This window comes from Serratia sp. CY56464, from assembly GCF_052168435.1.
Classification (GTDB): domain Bacteria; phylum Pseudomonadota; class Gammaproteobacteria; order Enterobacterales; family Enterobacteriaceae; genus Serratia; species Serratia marcescens.
On the sequence record NZ_JBJNMV010000001.1, the window covers coordinates 613,200 to 631,450 of the forward strand.

The 18,251-nt window shown below is 57.4% G+C and carries 16 protein-coding genes; 7 read left to right on the forward strand and 9 right to left on the reverse strand.

The annotated features are described in order from the left end of the window. Positions 1–17: 17 nt before the first annotated feature. The 6 genes from ACJ8KE_RS02950 to ACJ8KE_RS02975 all read right to left on the reverse strand — a co-directional run bounded on the left by ACJ8KE_RS02950 (position 18) and on the right by ACJ8KE_RS02975 (position 8,577). Positions 18–1,085 (reverse strand): pentapeptide repeat-containing protein, encoded by a 1,068-nt coding sequence (locus ACJ8KE_RS02950; protein ID WP_079449850.1) that lies wholly within the window; start codon positions 1,083–1,085, stop codon positions 18–20. Next, positions 1,082–3,634, reverse strand: a complete 2,553-nt coding sequence (locus ACJ8KE_RS02955; RefSeq protein ID WP_306376844.1) for a DUF2169 family type VI secretion system accessory protein — start codon at positions 3,632–3,634, stop codon at positions 1,082–1,084. The genes ACJ8KE_RS02950 and ACJ8KE_RS02955 overlap by 4 nt, the downstream gene beginning before the upstream one ends. 171 nt (positions 3,635–3,805) lie before the next feature. Then, a complete protein-coding gene (locus tag ACJ8KE_RS02960) occupies positions 3,806–4,306 on the reverse strand; it encodes a hypothetical protein (protein WP_016927271.1) in 501 nt (166 codons plus the stop codon). Positions 4,307–4,392: 86 nt separating this feature from the next. Further along, a complete protein-coding gene (locus ACJ8KE_RS02965) occupies positions 4,393–4,782 on the reverse strand; it encodes a DUF3592 domain-containing protein (protein WP_016927272.1) in 390 nt (129 codons plus the stop codon). A 10-nt stretch (positions 4,783–4,792) separates the two neighbouring features. Next, the gene (locus ACJ8KE_RS02970) at positions 4,793–7,132 is read right to left on the reverse strand and encodes a type VI secretion system Vgr family protein (protein ID WP_442517088.1); all 2,340 of its coding nucleotides are present in this window, start codon (positions 7,130–7,132) and stop codon (positions 4,793–4,795) included. 512 nt (positions 7,133–7,644) lie between these two features. After that, on the reverse strand, positions 7,645–8,577 hold the full coding sequence (locus ACJ8KE_RS02975; RefSeq protein ID WP_016927275.1) for a LysR family transcriptional regulator: 933 nt from the start codon (positions 8,575–8,577) through the stop codon (positions 7,645–7,647). A gap of 97 nt (positions 8,578–8,674) precedes the next feature. Here ACJ8KE_RS02975 and pcp point away from each other — a divergent pair, with 97 nt between their 5' ends. Further along, positions 8,675–9,322 carry a pyroglutamyl-peptidase I gene (gene pcp / locus ACJ8KE_RS02980; protein WP_442517275.1) on the forward strand — a complete coding sequence of 216 codons (648 nt, stop codon included), beginning with the start codon at positions 8,675–8,677 and terminating at the stop codon, positions 9,320–9,322. Positions 9,323–9,367: 45 nt separating this feature from the next. Here the strand turns inward: pcp and ACJ8KE_RS02985 are convergent, their stop codons facing one another. The 3 genes from ACJ8KE_RS02985 to ydgT form a co-directional block, all read right to left on the reverse strand. Continuing rightward, complete coding sequence (locus tag ACJ8KE_RS02985) at positions 9,368–10,399, reverse strand: NADP-dependent oxidoreductase (RefSeq protein ID WP_016927277.1); 1,032 nt, start codon at positions 10,397–10,399, stop codon at positions 9,368–9,370. 84 nt (positions 10,400–10,483) lie between these two features. Continuing rightward, positions 10,484–10,903, reverse strand: a complete 420-nt coding sequence (gene uspC, locus ACJ8KE_RS02990) for a universal stress protein UspC (RefSeq protein WP_016927278.1) — start codon at positions 10,901–10,903, stop codon at positions 10,484–10,486. A gap of 197 nt (positions 10,904–11,100) precedes the next feature. Continuing rightward, complete coding sequence (ydgT, locus tag ACJ8KE_RS02995; RefSeq protein ID WP_004934895.1) at positions 11,101–11,316, reverse strand: transcription modulator YdgT; 216 nt, start codon at positions 11,314–11,316, stop codon at positions 11,101–11,103. Between the two features lie 1,344 nt (positions 11,317–12,660). On the opposite strand from ydgT, the gene flhD reads away from it, so the two are divergent. The 6 genes from flhD (at position 12,661) to cheW (ending at position 18,243) form a co-directional block, all read left to right on the forward strand. Continuing rightward, positions 12,661–13,011: a flagellar transcriptional regulator FlhD gene (flhD, locus tag ACJ8KE_RS03000; protein WP_004934891.1), complete on the forward strand. Its 351-nt coding sequence runs from the start codon at positions 12,661–12,663 to the stop codon at positions 13,009–13,011. Further along, the gene (gene flhC / locus ACJ8KE_RS03005; RefSeq protein WP_016927281.1) at positions 13,011–13,595 is read left to right on the forward strand and encodes a flagellar transcriptional regulator FlhC; all 585 of its coding nucleotides are present in this window, start codon (positions 13,011–13,013) and stop codon (positions 13,593–13,595) included. The genes flhD and flhC overlap by 1 nt, the downstream gene beginning before the upstream one ends. Before the next feature lie 145 nt (positions 13,596–13,740). Beyond that, complete coding sequence (motA, locus tag ACJ8KE_RS03010; protein ID WP_015378266.1) at positions 13,741–14,631, forward strand: flagellar motor stator protein MotA; 891 nt, start codon at positions 13,741–13,743, stop codon at positions 14,629–14,631. Next, positions 14,628–15,692, forward strand: coding sequence for a flagellar motor protein MotB (motB, locus tag ACJ8KE_RS03015; RefSeq protein WP_016927283.1), 1,065 nt, complete (start codon positions 14,628–14,630; stop codon positions 15,690–15,692). The genes motA and motB overlap by 4 nt, the downstream gene beginning before the upstream one ends. After that, complete coding sequence (cheA, locus tag ACJ8KE_RS03020) at positions 15,689–17,710, forward strand: chemotaxis protein CheA (protein WP_016927284.1); 2,022 nt, start codon at positions 15,689–15,691, stop codon at positions 17,708–17,710. Before motB ends, cheA begins: the two co-directional genes overlap by 4 nt. Before the next feature lie 32 nt (positions 17,711–17,742). Continuing rightward, positions 17,743–18,243 (forward strand): chemotaxis protein CheW, encoded by a 501-nt coding sequence (gene cheW / locus ACJ8KE_RS03025; protein ID WP_004934876.1) that lies wholly within the window; start codon positions 17,743–17,745, stop codon positions 18,241–18,243. The last annotated feature ends 8 nt before the right edge of the window (positions 18,244–18,251 follow it).

Sequence of the window (18,251 nt, forward strand, 5' to 3'; positions counted from 1 at the left end):
TGAAGTGGTCAATGCATTCAGATTCGGCTCTGGCGCTGTGCGCTCCAGGTTTCAGCGGCGTACAGCTCTTCGTCGCTCTCGAGGATCCCGCTGCGATCGCCCCAGCGTGTTTGCTGCTGGTGGGCGCGGTGCATGCGGGTGCGCATAAAACGCGCGCGCCGGAAATCGGCGCCGCCGATGTCGGCGTAACAGAAGTCGGCGTAGGTCAGGTCGCTGTCGCTGAAATCACAGCGCGCCGCGCGGCTGCGCTGGAACACGCATTGATACAGGCGCGCCTGGCTAAAGTTGGCGGCGTCCAGCGTCGCTTCGCTGAAGATCGCCTGATCGAACTGCCCGCTGCGGCACTGTGCGTGGGTCAGATTGGCCTCCAGCCACAGTGACTGCTGCGCTTGCACACCCGTCAGGTTGGCGCGCCGCAGCGAAGCGCCCTTGAAATTGCTCTGGCGCAACGTCGCCTGGCTGAAATCGACGTCGTCCAGTTGGTTATCGGTAAACTGGCAGGCGATGAGGCGCTGCCCGGCGTAACTTTTGCCGCGGTGGTCACATTCGAAAAACGTGACGCGGTCGAAATCAACCCCTTCAAACCTTGTTTCACAGAGATTTAATCGAAAGAATGTGACAAGTGACAGCCTCGTATGGCTTAAATCTGCGCCGTCGAGCGGGCTTTCGTAAAAGGTGGTGCGATCGTGCTGAGTGGCGGAAAAATTCGCGCCGGCCAATTGGCATGACATCCAGTGGCTTTGGTTGAGCGACAGCCGGCTGAAGTCACTCTGTTCAAGCCGGCAGTCGTTGAACATCGTCAGTTCGATATGGCTCTCGCTGAAGCGGCCGCCCGCCATGACGCACTGATTGAAGGCCGTTTGCTTCAGGTTCGCCCGCGCAAATTGAGCGTGTTCGAGCCGGCAATCGCTGAAGACGCTGTCGCGCAGATCGCAATCGGAGAAGTTCACGCCGTTCAGGTTCAGTTCGTTGAACATGCCGCCGGCCAAATCCATACCGGCGAATGACAGGCCGTGCAAATCCTCACCGGCAATCAGCTCGCCGCGTTTCACGCGCTGGCGTATCTGCTCAGGTTTTGACGTCATACTTCCTTCCCGTTATGGCGAGGCAATGTTTTCACCCTGGCGGTATAGGCACCGTCGAGCCGTGTCGCCTGATCCACTTGCGACTGCGACAAATCGGCCCGGAACAGATTGGCGCCCTGCAGGTCGGCGCCTGACAGCACGCATTTTTGCAGGATCGCCGCGATGAAATTGGCGTCGCGCAGGTTGGCCTGGGACAGATCGCAGCGAATGAACAGGCTGTCGCTGCCGTTGGCCTGACGGAAATCGGCCTCGTTCAGCCGGGCTTCCGACAGGTCGCAGTTGTCGAGGCGCGCGCGGTTGAAATTCGCCCGCTGCAACGGCATCTGGCGCAAATTGCACTGGTTCAGCGTCGCGTCGCTGAAATCCGCCTGCGGCAACAGCGTCTTGGCCGCGAAGGCGCAGGCGGTGAGGCGTGCGGCGCGGAAGCTGAGGCTTTGCGTCTCGGTATCAACCCAGGCGCAGCTCTCTAGCCGCGCCCGATCGAAGTTCACCGCCAGCAGCCGGCATTTGACGAAGCTGACTTTGTCGAGCCGGGCGTGGCTGAATGTCAGCTGCTCCAGTTGCAGCTCCATCAGCGTAATGTTGGCCAGCATGGCGCGGTTGAAGTCACACTGCCCGAGCAGGGTTTCGTATCCCAGCAAGTCGCGTAACGACGCCATCGTGAAATCGCAGCGTTGAAACAACGTTTGCTGAATGTTGGTTTCGTGCAACCGCGCGCCGCCGAAATCCGTCGCTTCGCATTTCGCCAGGGCCAAGGAGGCGTGGCTCAAATCGGCCTGCTGTAAGACGGCGCCGCTGAGATCGGCGCGCGCCAACATCGCCTCGCGAAGATCGCAACCCACCAATTGGGTTTGGCGCAGATCGGCGTTTTCCAGCAAAGCGCCGCGCAAGTTAGCCTGGCAGAGATCCATGCCAGACAGATCGGCGCCGGTGAGATCAAGACCGCTGAGATCCTTATCGCGCAGCATGGCGGCGGCGACGCGTTGGCGAATGATTTGCGCCAGATCGCCACGCAAACGCAGTGCAGGGCTTTGCGCCTGCGCCGACATTAAATACATTTGATGCAGCGCGCGCTCGCTTTCCCCACGCTGTTTAGCGCTAAACGCGTCGGGATGGCGGCGCGCCTCCTGGAACAGCAGATCGCGTTGCTGCTGGTAGCTTTCCGCACCGGATGGCGGCACGTGATCCCCACCGGGGTTGAGCGGGTCGATGCCCTCGGCTTGCGTCAGCTTGAGCATGTCCTGATACTGCGCCTCGGCCTGGTTTTCCAGACGCTCGACGAATTCGGCGAGCTGGTCAAGCTTCGGCGGCGCCTCTTGCGACGGGCGCGGGAAAAGTTCATCGATGTCTTGCCCCTCGCGCAGCAGACGCTGGCGATGCTCTTCGCGTTGCTGGTGCTCGTAGGCGGCGATATTTTCCGCCATCGGGCTTTGCTGCGTCGGCGTTTCCGTATCCAGCCAGGCGCCGATGCACGCCTCCGGCAGCAACTCTTGTTCACGAAAAGCGTGCAGAGCACCCCGTTCTTTATCCAGCCGCAGGGCCAACACCTGCCGATAATGCGCGGCGGAGCGGGGCTCGCCTTCGGTTTCCAGGGCCGGCATCAGCTGCATCACGTCGGCGGCATCGTCTTCATTGATGCGTGTGCTGCCCTGATAAATCAGCAGCATCTGTTCCCGATGTGGGAAGAACCAGACGGTGGTGTGGCGCATCGCGATCTCTTCGAAATGCGTTTCGCCGCCGCGCAGCCGGTTGATGAAGCAGCGCGCGCGCCACGGCGGCAAATGCCCTTGCTGCACCGGTTCTGAAGGGTGCATGTTCCAAATCCGATAGGCGGCCCGGGGCGGCAAGCTGTCGCGTTGAGGAAACTGCTGATCGCTTTCCGCCATGTTGAACAGGCGCCAGTCGATATCGTTGGCGAAGCCGGGAAAGCCGTTTTTCAACCAGTCGGCGTCGTAGTTTTTGCCGATGCGGGAGAAGCGGCGCGGCCAGGTGATATCCAACGCGTCAAAGCTTGCCGGTTGCGCGCTTTGCCGAGAAGACGCAAGGCGCCCCTGCAGGGGTTCAACATTGGGTAGGCGATGGATGCGGCCTTGCGGAAATGTTTCTGGGGTGGCGCCGATGCCGTGCGGATTATCGGCGAACTGTGCGCCGCCGTAAGCCCGGCGCCAGTCCAGACGCATCTCTGCAAAAGGGAGGGGAGTAGAGGGGCGATCGTTGATCCAATGGCGATCGCCGAAAACCACCAGCGTTTTTTCCAGCGAATCAAGCTGGATCTTCACGGCGCAAGCGGTTTTGTCTTGTTGATGATGGGTGTAGGCGTTGCCGGTGGCGAGAAACTCCGCGCAGGCTTTTGGGATAGCCAAATCGAGCACGCCGCCGCTCAACGTGAGTTCGTCGGCGGCCAACTGCCACAACTCCGGTTCGGGACGCAGGCGCGGGGCTGCCCCCATGTCGGCCAAGGCCAAAACGGAAACGCCCAGATGGTTTTGCCCTTGCCAAGAGAAGGGTCGATGAAGCGCGCTGAGGCGCAGAGGTTTTACGACTTTCATTGTGTGTGTAAAGCTTCCTGTGGATATCAGCCGGCAGCCAGGCTGCTTGCTCAAAAACAATCCGTTTTTCGGTTTAATAGATATCAGGCTATGTCACAACAGATGAAGAAAACGATGCGGCGTTCAGAGCCGATCGCCAATGCGGGGAGCGCCCCGCTTCGAAATGGATGATCAAGAGGACAGTGCGTTGTCCTTTCCGCTTATTCCACGAGCCAGCAGCACGGCCGCCACGGACAACGCCGCGGCGATCGCCTTGGCGATCAATTGGCCGGCGCTCTCCAGGTGATAGGGCGCAAAGAAGCCGACGTCGGCGGTGCCCAGGATCAGCAGCGCGGCGAGCGCCGCAAAACAGGGCAGCTCTATCGCCAGCGCCAGGCGGCCGGTGGGCGCCGCACCCAGGTAACTCATCAAAAAGCCGGGAAAAATCAGCAATCCGATCAGTTCTGCGGGGGCATTCACCGCAGACATCACCTGCTGGTTGTATTTCAGGAGCGCCAGCATCAGCGCGACAAAGATCAGCAGCCGCAAAGGCAACGTGGCCGCTCGGTTGGCCGACAAGAAGGTTTTGCCGATCGCAGCGAGCAATACGCAGCCAACCAGGATGCCAAAGAAGGTAAACAGGATTTGTCCCCAGAGGCTGTCCTGCGTCGAAAAGGCAATGAACGTGCCCATCGTGACACTTCCTTATGCAAGGTTATTTCGCGAACTGATGAACGATAAGCCGTTTCGGATCGCGTGATTGAAGGGATGCTTTTCGCTCAAAGCCGGGAAAGCTCTTCGATCACCGCTTTTTTGGGATTCTTCGGATCGTACTTTATCGCGATGAAATGGCCCGGCTGATAACGCGGCAGATCCACGACGCTGATCGGGCCTTTCGCCACGGCCGTACGGTTTTTCCCGTCTTGGGCGATGTACTTGACTTCGACTTCGCAGACCGGCCGATTCCCGTCCCACAGGTTGGTCTGGCGAATGCTGACGATTTGCCCTGAGGCGGAAATACCGTTCTCCATCACGCTGAGGGAAGAACCGATATGTTTGAAATAACCCCAGATATCGACCGTGATGAATTTGAAAAAGCCCACCAGGCTGAGAATGGGAGCCAATAAAATCAAACCGATAACGGTGAAAACATTTTTGGCCTTCGACATGGGTGTCCCTTTACAAGAAGATCGCCAGCGCCTTGGTGCTCAATCGTAAGGCACCGTTGGTCACCAGCGCGCCAAGCTGTGTGAACGTCATGGGATCATTACTGAGCTTGAAATTGGTTTTGCTGATCGACAGCGGGTTGTGCGAAATATCGAGCATCGTGTGTTTCAGGCTGGCCCCTGTCAACGCAAGATTTGAACCGTAAAAGGCGAAGTTGGCCCCGGTCGCCACCCATTTCAAGCCGTGGCAGTTGTCTTTCCAGCTCGGTGTTTGCACCGATACGCCGTCGCTGCTGGTGATATTGATCGTTTTCGCTTTGATGGTCAGCGTGCCGGTGATCGTTGTGCTCTGATCGTTTTTGTAGGTCTCGGTGACATTCCCGGTTACGGTGGCGATTTGGCCGCCGCCTTTAATCGTCAATTCCTGCCCGCCGGCGGAGATGGTGGTGTGCTGCCCGCCGGAAGTGATGTTGACCGTTTGCCCTTGTTTGATGGTGCTGGTTTGTTGCCCCTCGGTAATGTCGAGGGTCTGGTTGCCTTTGACCGTGACATGCTGGGTTTGCGTAATGTTTTGCGTCTGCGCGCCGTCGAGCTTGAAGGACTGATTGCCGGTGATGTCGATTTTATCGCCGCCGTCGATAATCGTCAGGTCGCGGCCGCCTTTGATGTTCACCGTCTGATGAGCGTTCAGGTTGGCGGTTTCCAGCCCATTGACCGTCGTGGTGCGTTTCGCTTTGTACAGGAACGTGGCGTCGCCGGTGACGGTGTCGTCCTGCTGGCGACCGATGATGGTGGTGCGACTGCCGTCAATATTGACGTTCTTGTCGTTTTCCACCGTCATGTTCATGTTGCGTTCGGCGTGCATGTCGAAAGATTCGTTGCCGGGCGCATCTTCCAGGAACAGGAAGCTGGCATTGTCGGCGCCGCCGCCTTTACTGCGGCTCATAAAGCCCATTTTGGTGGCGTCGCCGGGCAGATCCCACGGTGGCATGCTGTCTTCGTTGTAAACGCGGCCGGTGATGATAGGGCGATCCGGATCGCCGTTGATAAAGTCGACCACCACTTCCTCACCGACGCGCGGGATCTGGATCCCGCCGTATTTCCAGCCGGCCCAGGCGCTGGAGACGCGCACCCAGCAGGAGCTGGTTTCGTTGCCGCTGCCGTGGCGATCCCAACGGAACTTGAGTTTCACCCGGCCATATTTATCGGTCCAGATGCTTTCGCCTTCCGGGCCCACCACTTCGGCAGTTTGCGGGCCATGGGTTTTCGGCCAGGGCGTGGTGCGCGCCGGGCGCCAATTGATGTCCGCCGGAACGACCTGAAATTCGGTTCGCTGCTCGCCGACGTCGTTATCGTTGCTGGCGTAGCTGTTTTCCTGCATGAAGTAATGCGCGCTGACCACCAGGTAGGCGCGGTTGTCTTCCATACGCGGCGCCTGGGTCAGTTGAAAACGGTAGCCGGGCGCAATGCCCTGCGAATTGCCTTCGCCGCTCATCTGCTCATGCTGCGCTTCGAACTCTTGTTGGCGAACCTTGACGTAAAACTGGCCATGGGCGTGATCGGTATAACGGCCGGGCCAGTCGAACACCTCGGCTTTGTCCTGCGCGAACGAGGCGGGATTTTGCCGGGCTTCCAGCAACCGCGCGCGCGGCTTGCGAAAATCGTAGTCATCCAGGCTATACAGGCTGGGCGTGATGGCGTCAGAAACGCTCCAGCTATTGATGCTGTCTTTGTTTTCCACCAGGCCGCCTTCCGCGAGCTGGTAGGGAATGCTGGCGTAGCCGGCGAGTTCCTGATGCGCCGCCGGCGCGTCAGCCAGCACCAGCGTATGGCCGTCTTGCTGGTGCGTGAAATAGTAATAGATGCCTTCGTGTTCCATCAGACGGCTAATGAAATCGAAATCGCTCTCCTGGTACTGCACGCAGTACCCCCAGATGCGGTAGTCGTAACTCAGGCGGTTATCGATTTTCACCTGATACTGCCCCAGCACCTGAGTCAGGATGTCGGGAACGGTCTTTTCCTGGTAGATGCGAAAATCGCGGTTTTGCGTCAGATACCACAGCGTGGGGCGCAGCACGGCGCGGTAGATATAGTAACGGTTGCCGCCGGCTTCTCGTCCGGAGAGGGTCATGCGCGTGATATTGCCGTTGAGATAACGCGGCGCCAACGGATTGCCCCGCAGCTCCAGCGTGATTTTTTGTCCCAGCAGCGCTTTCAGATCGAGCCGATTGTCGGGGCTGAGCAGCTCGACGTCGAATTCGAACAGGCCGGCCAGTTTTTCCTCACCGGAAAGGCTTCTGAACAACAGCTGATGGGCGGGCAAAGGCGTGTGCGCAATGATAAGACGATCCATACTATTCCCCGGTTTAGGCATAGCTACCGCACGAGAATTGACGCGCGATCCCGATGGCGTATCTGTCACGAATGGAGACAGGAACTGACGAAAGATTTAACAAAGTTTACACAAAGGCACGATTTGTGCAGTCTACAATAGAGCACTGCATTTGCAAAATAGCCTTGTGGATCAATGCTCAATTCGTTAACTTGCTCACGATCTTGTTTTTTATCATTTAAAACATATGGATGCGGGTAGATCATTTTTTATCTCAAATTATTGGGTAATTGGTCATACCAAAAAATAAATGTGTAACACATAAGTCAACGTGCTTATAAAACAACTCTTTTTTTACGTAAAAAAAGTCACTGACTGTTTTTTATCCTTACCATTTGCCAGTTAAAGATGATCAAATATATAAATTTGGCGAATGTTAATTCGGATGATTCCTATTTGGTGGGCGTCCCAGGGCCCGCCGACGGGCCTGGGAACATGCGTTTGAACGGTTGAAAATGCAGCGAATGCCGCCGTTAGCGTGGAGAGGAGGCGAAGGAGAGTTGACCGATCAGCTCGCAGAGCCAGATTAAAGCCGGGTCGCGTTGCGCCTGCCGGCCGGCGATCAGCTCAATGGGGAAAGGCGCGATGGCCAACTCGTCAGGCAGCGGGAGAATGCGTACGCGTTGCGGATCGGAAAAATGCCGGGCCGCGCTGGCGGCCAGCGTGGCGATCAGATCGCTGTCGGCGACCACGGTCGGCAGAGCGGCAATGTGTGAAAAGGTCACGGCAACGCGCCGTTGGCCGCCGATTTCCGCCAGGCGGCGGTCGACCAACCCTCTGGCAGAGCCGTCGTCTGCCGGTGCGTACAGCCCATGCGGCAGGCTGAGGTAGCGCGCCAGATCCCAGCGGCCGTCCGCCAGCTGTGGGTGTGAACGGCTGGCGATACACACCAGATGTTCTTCAAACAACGTGCGCACATAGTGGCTTTCCGCACCGGAAAGGTGCCCTCCCAGCGCGATATCCACCTCGCCGCGATCCAGCTGCCGGTAAATATTGTGGCGATCCAGGCGCGAAACGCGAATATCGATGCCGGGTGCAGTCTGACGCAATCGACTGATGATGGCGGGCAGCAGCAAGATATCGGCATAGTCGCCGGCCGCCAGCGTAAAACGCCGCTGCCCGGCGGTGGCCGGGTCGAAACGGGCAGGGGGCGCCAACGCCAGATGGATCTGTTCAAGCACCCGCTGTATTTGCGGCATCAGCTGGTGGGCGCGCGGCGTGGGCGCCATGGCGCCGCCGCTGCGAATAAACAGCGGATCGTTCAGAAGAATGCGCAGCCGTGCCAATGCATTGCTGACGGAAGGTTGCGCGCGGTTAAGACGCCGGCCTGCGGCGGTGACGTTGCGCGTCTGATACAACGCCTCAAACACCACCAGCAAGTTGAGATCGACGCTGGATAAATTCATTTTATGAATACCCTATATAAAGATAATCCATTTCCAGAATCATACTGCGTTCTTTAGGCTGGAAGTACACGAATTTAGCCTTCAATCAGGGGAAATGATGAACAAAGTCTTGATCACCGGCATTGAGCCGTTCGATGGTGATGCGGTGAATCCTTCCTGGCAGATTGCGCAGGCGTTGGCCGGTGAACATATTGCCGGCGCGGAGATTGTGGTGCTCGAGCTGCCCTGCGTATTGGGCGTGGCCAATCAGCAGTTGATCGCGGCGATTGAGGCATTGCAGCCGCTGGCGGTGATTTGTCTGGGGCTGGCCGGCGGCCGAGCCGAGATATCCCTGGAACGGGTGGCCATCAATCTGATCGATGCCCGCATTCCCGACAATGCCGGTAAACAGCCGATTGACGTGCCGGTGGTGGCCGGCGGGCCGGTGGGCTATTTCAGTACGCTGCCCGTCAAGGCCGCGGTGCAGCAACTGCGCCGGCAGGGGATCCCCGCGGCGGTCTCTTATACGGCAGGCACCTACAACTGCAACCATATTTTTTATGGTCTGCGTCACTATCTGGAGACGCATCATTCGCGGGTCAAGGGCGGGTTCGTGCATATTCCGTACAGCCATGAACTGGCGGCAGCGCACCCGGGCAAGCCGAGCATGGCGCTGGTGACGATGGTGGCAGCGGTGCGCACTGTCGTGCAGGTGACGCTGACGGTAGAGGAAGATGTGCGATTCGGCGATGGTGCCGTACATTAGCCGTACATTAAAAGCAGGGCGTGGCGTACCACGCCCTGCTGCGGGTTATTCGTCGGCGACGCGGATCACCAGTTTGCCGAAATTTTTGCCCTGCAGCAGGCCGATAAACGCCTGCGGCGCCTGCTCCAGCCCGTCGACGATGTCTTCGCGGAACTTGATTTTCCCCTGTTCGACCCAACTGCTCATTTGTTGCAAGAACTCGTCAAAGCGAGCGCCGTAGTCGTCAAAGATGATAAAGCCCTGCATGCGGATGCGTTTGCGCAGGATCAGCCCCTCCAGCAGCGGCAAGCGGTCCGGCCCCGCGGGTAATCCGGTGGCATTGTAATGGGCGATGATGCCGCATACCGGAATGCGCGCTTTGGTGTTCAACAGCGGCAGTACGGCGTCGAACACCGCCCCGCCGACATTCTCGTAATAGATGTCGATACCCTGTGGGCAGACAGCGGCCAACCGTTCGGCAAAGTCTGGGGCGCGGTGATCGATACAGGCGTCGAAACCCAACTCTTCCACCACATAGCGGCATTTTTCCGCACCGCCGGCGACGCCGACGACGCGGCAGCCTTTCAGTTTGCCGATTTGGCCGACCACCGAACCAACCGCACCGCTGGCGGCGGCCACCACCAGCGTTTCACCCGCCTGCGGTTGGCCGATGTCGAGCAGCCCCATGTATGCGGTAAATCCCGGCATGCCGAGCACGCCCAGCAGGCGGGAAGGGTGCGGCAAATGCGGACCGAGGTTGCGCAGGCCGCTGCCGTCGGACAGCGCATATTCCTGCCAGCCGTCATATCCCAACACCCAATCGCCGACGTTGAAATCGGGATGCTGTGAGGCCGCCACGCGCGATACCGTACCGCCCACCATCACCTGACCGATCTCCACCGGCGGCGCATAGGAGGGGGCATCGCTCATGCGTCCGCGCATATAAGGATCCAACGACAGATAGACGGTGCGCAGCAGCAGTTGGCCGGCACCGGGTTGCGGTGCGGGGACGGTATCGAGACGGAAGTTCGCCGCCGTCGGTTCGCCGTGCGGACGCGAGGCCAGCAGGAAGCGGCGGTTCTGTTGAGAAGGGGACATCGAAAGCTCCTTTGTGTTGCGGCAAACAAGGTCCGTTAAGCCTAGTCCAGGGGCGCTAAGGGGACGTGACCGAATGTGCTTAGCTCAGAGCGGAACGATCAGCACGTCGATATGACTGATATTGATAAAGCGGGCGGCGGAACAGGAGACTTTGTTCATCATGCTGTCGCGGTGATTGCCGCAGAGCAGCAGGTCGAACGGCTGACGGCGGCTGGCGAATGCCAGGCTGTCACCCAGCTCGCCATGCACGATCAGCGTATCGGCGATAGGGTAGCCGGCGCGTTGGCGCAGTTCTTCCATAAACAGCCGGGTTTCCTCTTCCATCAGCGAGCGCAAATCGCCCAGCATCGGCCCGGCGAAATTATTGTACATTTCCGGATTGGCGAGGGTGCTTAACAGGGTGATGCTGCCGCCGTAAGGGCGAACGATGGAGACGGCCTTTTCCACCAGGCGGTGGCTGTCAGGGGCAACGGCGACGGTGACCAGAACGTTTTGATACCCCATATCCGACTCCTTGTTGTATCCATCGTGTTTCAGGCTGCCGCATCGGCGGCCTTGGTGGAAGCACTGCGTCGGATAAAGGGTAGAACCTGGTGAGCCTAATAAATGTGTTTCATATCACGCGCGGCAATAAAAGCTGAATTTGCCCCGGTTATATAGCAATAAAAGATAAAACCGTTGCCGCACGTAATTTCACTGAATTAAAGCACCTGTGCCCACAGCGTTTTCGGCACCTTGCCCAGATCGAACAATTTACCGGCAACCAGCTCGGCGCGACGGTGGTCGGCGGCACGGTACATATTGCTCATTTCCGTATCGTTTTCAATGGAGTAGTTCAGTTTGTCGTACACCTTCTCCAGGCTGTCCAAAGAGGAGCATTTACGAAATGTCAGCAGATATTCGAGCGTATCGGTCATGATTAAAATATAGCCTGTTAATAGTTAAAGCCGGGTGAATAACACATGGCGACTCACGGCGACGCCGTCGAGGCAGCGATGTACGACCTGACAAAAATCATTTCAATTAGATAAATTGCACTGGGTAATGATGTCACGCCGCCCGTAGCGGCGCTTTGATAAATCATAATATGCCAGTGCGCCGTCAGCAATCTCAGCCTGCTGATTAATGGAGAAATAGGGAAAGTCTCAGGGCGGTTGACGGCCGACGCGTCGTCATTCGCGCTGTGCACCAGCGCGCGGTGCCGTGCCGGGCCTCTTTTGCGGTGATTTTTTCACCCGGCCGTGGCGCCGTCGCGCCATTGGGCGGTGTTTGTCGCCGCTGCCTGCGTTGAAAAACCGTTTTTTCGATGACGAAATATCAACAGTAAAACAAAACTGCGTTTTATTTTATGACAATGAAGTGATGAAAGCCAAAGCCATGTAAATAATCTGTGGGGTGAGGGGGAATTATCTCGGCGTCAGAAAAAGAAATAAAAAGCATTAAAGTTTTATGAATTGCCGCCGATATAACGTTTTGGGGAAATTTAACTCAAAAAAAGCATTCTTGCATCGTGCTAATACGGAAACATATCGTTACGTCTGTTAGCTTGTTCACTACGCCTGCGAATCATTGATAAGCCATAATCACCTGATGTTGAAAATTAGAACAGCCTCAGGCGGAGGGCTTAAGTCAAATCCGATAGCTAATAACCTTATAGTTTACATTGGTTATTTTTCAGCTTGGATATTTTTTAGTAACTCAAATGGTTATTTATACTGAGTTTGTTGCCTATATGCAGATTTTTGTTCTGTTATTTTGGTTTGGTGATGCTTTTGTTCGAATTGATCTAAAAAAGATAATTTTTTGGCGGATAAACATTGTTTTTAAGACGTTTTTTTACCTATGGCTGTTTTATGAGCAAATTGGCGGTCAATAAATGAACGTATTTGGGTGTATTTGGCTTAATTATTTTTTATTTTTGTGATCCATGTCACATTGTATTTAAAATTGCCTCTCACTTACATTGTGTGTGCTAATGGTTCAGGGGTAGAGTTGCGCTGCTTTAGGAATAATCTTATTAAATTTGTAAAAATAGTTTCATGGTGACTAAACACTATCGAAGCAGAATGCTGTACATCCATACACGTTGGTTTACGCTCGTAGCAAATACTGAACAGTGGTCGAATTTAGCGATTGTCGAAAATTATAGCAGTCGTTTTTGAGAGATTAATTTGCCAACTTTGGGAAACAACCCAAGTCACGGGCGATAAAATTTATCACCCAGCGTATGTTTTTAAACATAGTCTGTCGGGATGGGGAATATGGGTACGTCTGAATTACTTAAGCATATTTATGACATCAATCTGTCATATTTACTTTTAGCACAGCGTTTGATCAACGATGAAAAAGCGTCCGCAATGTTTCGCCTGGGTATTGATGAAACCATGGCCGATGCGCTGGCGCAGCTGACTTTGCCGCAAATGGTTAAACTGGCCGAGACCAACCAGCTGGTTTGCCACTTCCGCTTTAACGAAAGCCAGACCATCGAGCGCCTGACCAAAGAGTCGCGCGTCGACGATCTGCAACAAATCCATACCGGCATTTTGCTATCAAGCCATTTACTGCAAGAGCTATCGAGTAAAGACGCTAGCCCGACGAAGAAAAGAGCCTGATGATGGTTGAGAAAAGTATCGTTCAAGAAGCCAAGGACATTCAGCTCGCCATGGAGCTGATTTCGCTGGGAGCCCGATTGCAGATGCTGGAGAGTGAAACCCAGCTTAGCCGCGGGCGCTTGATTAAACTTTACAAGGAGTTACGCGGCAGCCCGCCGCCAAAAGGAATGTTACCGTTCTCAACCGACTGGTTTATGACCTGGGAACAAAATATTCACTCGTCGATGTTTTACAACGCTTACCTGTTTTTGATGAAAAGCGGGCAGTGCAGCGGAGTGGAGGCGGTGATCAAAGCCTATCGCCTCTATCTCGAGCAGTGTCCGCAGCAGGCCGGCGAGGCGCCGTTGCTGGCGCTGACCCGTGCCTGGACGCTGGTGCGCTTCGTCGATAGCGGCATGTTGCAGCTTTCCGCCTGCAGCTGCTGCGGCGGCGCATTTATCACCCACGCGCACCAGCCGCTGAATGGTTTCATCTGCAGTTTATGCCAACCCCCATCCCGCGCCGTAAAAAGACGTAAACTTTCGCCGCAACTGGCCGATATTATTCCTCAACTGCTGGACGAGCAGGTCAAACGCGCCATTTGAGCCGCCACATTGCCGGCTCTCGGCAATGAATACCGACGTGTGATACGCAGGGGCGGCATGCCGCCCCCAGACATGCAGCCTGGTCTGTCGCGCCAGGGCGCGTTTGCCCCACCTTCCATCCACATTGTTAATTTAAGGAATGCGTGTGCTAGTTATTTTGGGTTATCTCGTGGTATTGGGCGCGGTGTTTGGCGGCTACCTGATCGTGGGCGGTCATCTCGGTGCGCTATATCAGCCGGCGGAGTTTCTGATTATCGGCGGGGCGGGGGTCGGCGCTTTCATCGTCGGCAACAACGGCAAAGCGATCAAAGCCACGCTGCGCGCCCTGCCGCGCCTGATGCGCCGTTCCAAATACAACAAAGATCTGTATATGGATCTGATGGCGTTGCTGTTCCGTCTGCTGGCCAAATCGCGTCAGCAGGGCATGCTGTCGCTCGAGTTCGATATCGATAATCCGCAAGAAAGTGAAATTTTCTCTAATTATCCGCGCATCCTTGCCGATAACACCCTGGTGGAGTTCATTACCGACTATTTACGGCTGATGGTGAGCGGCAATATGAATGCGTTCGAGATCGAAGCGCTGATGGACGAAGAGATCGAAACCTACGAGCAGGAAAGCGAAGTGCCCGCCGGCAGTCTGGCGATGGTGGGCGACTCCTTGCCGGCGTTCGGCATCGTCGCGGCGGTGATGGGGGTGGTGCACGCCCTGGCTTCGGCTGACCGTCCGGCCGCTGAACTGGGCGCGCTGATCGCTAACGCCATGGTCGGTACTTTCCTCGGCATTTTGTTGGCCTACGGCTTCATCTCGCCGCTGGCGACGTTGCTGCGCCAGAAGAGCGCCGAAAACGTCAAGATGATGCAATGCATCAAGGTCACGCTGTTGTCGAGTCTGAACGGTTACGCGCCGCAGATCGCAGTCGAGTTTGGCCGCAAAACGCTGTATACCACCGAACGTCCTTCTTTCGTTGAGCTGGAAGAACACGTGCGCCGCGTGAAAGCGCCGGCGCAGCAGGCGACGGAAGAAGAAGAAGCATGAAACAGAATCATCCGGTCGTTCTGGTCAGAAAGCGCAAATCGCATCATGCCGCTCATCACGGCGGCTCCTGGAAGATCGCTTATGCCGACTTTATGACGGCGATGATGGCGTTCTTCCTGGTGATGTGGCTGCTGGCGATCGCCAGCCCGCAGGAGCTGACGCAAATCGCCGAATATTTCCGTACGCCGCTCAAGGTCGCCCTGACCAGCGGCGACAAGAGCAGCTCCGAGAGCAGCCCAATCCCGGGCGGCGGCGACGATCCCACGCAGCAGCACGGCCTGGTGAGAAAACAGGTCGATTCGCCGGACGCGCGCGCCGAAGAGCTGCGCCTGAACAAGCTGCGCGAAAAGCTGGATGAGTTGATTGAGTCCGATCCGCGCCTGAAGGCGCTGCGCCCGCATCTGCTGATCAACATGATGGACGAGGGGTTGCGCATTCAGATTATCGATAGCCAAAACCGGCCGATGTTCAAAACCGGCAGCGCGCAGGTCGAGAGCTATATGCGCGATATTCTGCGGGCGATAGCGCCGATCCTCAACGACTTGCCGAACAAGATCAGCCTGTCCGGTCACACCGATGATATCCCTTACGCTACCGGCGAGCGCGGCTACAGCAACTGGGAACTGTCGGCCGATCGCGCCAACGCCTCCCGACGCGAGCTGATCGCCGGCGGCCTGGCGGAAGGCAAGGTGCTGCGGGTGGTGGGCATGGCGGCCACCATGAGCCTGAAACAGCATGGCGCCGATGACGCGATTAACCGACGCATCACCGTGTTGGTGCTGAACAAGCAAACGCAAGAGGGCATCGAGCACGAAAATGCCGAAAGCAACGCGCTGGATATCGCCCAACCGGACAGTCTGAAGCAGCTGGCGCCGTCGGCGACCGCACCGGCCAGCCAAACGCCGGAACCCTCGGCGACAGCCCCGGAACCGGTGGCGCCAACGCCAAGCGCTCCACCGCAGGCATCCCCGGCGATAGCACCGGCCGATCAGGCGCCGGAACAACCGGCTTCCGCACCCGCACCGACTAACCGCGACTCACAGCCAGAGGTGACCCCGTGAGCATGGACATTAGCGATTTTTATCAGACCTTCTTTGATGAGGCAGACGAGTTGCTGGCCGACATGGAGCAACACCTGCTGGAGCTGGATCCGCTGGCCCCCGATATCGAGCCGTTGAACGCCATCTTCCGCGCGGCGCATTCGATCAAGGGCGGCGCGGCGACCTTTGGTTTTTCGGTGCTGCAGGAAACCACCCACCTGCTGGAGAACCTGCTGGACGGTGCAAGACGCCAGGAAATGAGCCTGAGCACCGAGATTATCAACCTGTTTCTGGAAACCAAAGACATTATGCAGGAGCAACTGGACGCCTATAAAACCTCGCAACAGCCTGACGCTGAAAGCTTTGAATACATTTGTCAGGCGCTGCGCCAGCTGGCGTTGGAAGCGCAACAGCAGCAGGAGGCGCCTGCGGCTCAACCGGCCGTTCAGCAGCCTGTCGTTAAGCCATCGGCCGCGCCGGCGGCGATCGAGGGCGGCATGCGCATCAGCCTGAACGGGCTGAAAGCCAGTGAAATCCCCTTGATGTTGGAAGAGCTGGGCAACCTCGGCGAGGTTAAAGATCCGCATCAAACGGAACACAGTCTGGACGTGACGTTGCTCACCTCCGCCAGCGAAGACGACATCAGCGCCGTGTTGTGCTTCGTGCTGGAACCGGAACAAATCAGCTTCTCGACGCCGCCCCAGAGCGAACCGGCCATCGCAGAAGCGAGCTTACCGGAAGCGGTCGACGTGCCGGAGCCTGCGCCTGCGGCGGTCGCGAACGCCGCGCCGCCTGCCGCCAAACCGGCCGCCGCAGCGGCCGAAGCGCCAAAAGCGCGCGCCAAGGCGAGCGAGTCCACCAGCATTCGCGTGGCGGTGGAAAAGGTGGATCAGCTGATCAACCTGGTGGGCGAGCTGGTGATCACCCAGTCGATGCTGGCGCAACGCTCCGGCACGCTCGATCCGGTGAACCACGGCGATCTGCTGAACAGCATGAGCCAGCTGGAGCGTAACGCGCGCGATCTGCAGGAGTCGGTGATGTCGATCCGCATGATGCCGATGGAATACGTCTTCAGCCGCTATCCGCGCCTGGTGCGCGATCTGGCCGGCAAGCTGAACAAGCAGGTGGAGTTGACGCTGCAAGGCAGTTCCACCGAACTGGACAAGAGCCTGATCGAACGCATTATCGATCCGTTGACCCACCTGGTGCGCAACAGCCTCGATCACGGCATCGAAGAGCCGGCCACCCGCATCGCCGCCGGCAAGTCGGCGGTGGGCAATCTGGTGCTGTCGGCCGAACACCAGGGCGGCAACATTTGTATTGAAGTCATCGACGACGGCGCCGGCCTGAACCGCGAAAAAATTCTCGCCAAGGCGGCTTCGCAAGGGCTGGCGGTCAGCGACAGCATGAGCGACGAAGAGGTCGGCATGCTGATCTTTGCGCCGGGCTTCTCTACCGCCGAACAGGTGACCGACGTTTCCGGCCGCGGCGTCGGCATGGACGTGGTGAAAAGGAATATTCAGGAGATGGGGGGCCACGTCGAGATCCGTTCGCAGGCCGGTAAAGGCACCACCATCCGCATCCTGTTGCCGCTGACGCTGGCGATCCTCGACGGCATGTCGGTCAAGGTGAACGACGAAGTCTTTATCCTGCCGCTGAACGCGGTGATGGAATCGCTGCAGCCGCAGGCGGAAGATCTGCATCCGTTGGCCGGGGGCGAACGCGTGCTGCAGGTGCGCGGCGAATACCTGCCGCTGGTGGAGCTGTATCGGGTATTCGAAGTGGACGGCGCCAAAACCGACGCCACGCAGGGCATCGTGGTGATCCTGCAAAGCGCCGGCCGCCGCTATGCGTTGCTGGTAGATCAACTGATTGGCCAGCATCAGGTGGTGGTGAAGAACCTGGAAAGCAACTACCGCAAAGTGCCGGGCATCTCCGCCGCGACCATTCTGGGCGACGGCAGCGTGGCCTTGATCGTCGATGTCTCGGCGTTGCAAACCTTGAACCGTGAAAAGCGTCTGACGGACGCCGCCGCATAATAATGAGTTTATTGATTTAAAAGGTGAATGATATGGCAGGATTGGCAGCCGTCAGCAAATTGGCTGGCGAAACGGTAGGGCAAGAGTTTCTGATTTTTACCCTGGGCAACGAGGAGTATGGCATCGATATCCTCAAGGTGCAGGAAATTCGCGGCTACGATCAGGTGACCCGCATCGCCAACACCCCGGCGTTCATCAAGGGCGTCACCAACCTGCGCGGCGTGATTGTTCCCATCATCGATCTGCGGGTGAAGTTTTCGCAGCAGAGTGTTTCCTACGATGAGAACACCGTGGTGATCGTGTTGAACTTTGGCCAGCGCGTGGTGGGCATCGTGGTTGACGGCGTCTCCGACGTGCTGTCGCTCACCGCCGATCAGATCCGTCCGGCGCCGGAGTTCGCGGTGACGCTGGCGACCGAATATCTCACCGGCCTCGGTTCGCTGGGCGAGCGCATGCTGATCCTGGTGGATATCGAAAAGCTGCTGAGCAGCGAAGAGATGTCGCTGGTCGACAGCGTGGCGAAAAGCGTCTGATTTCAGAC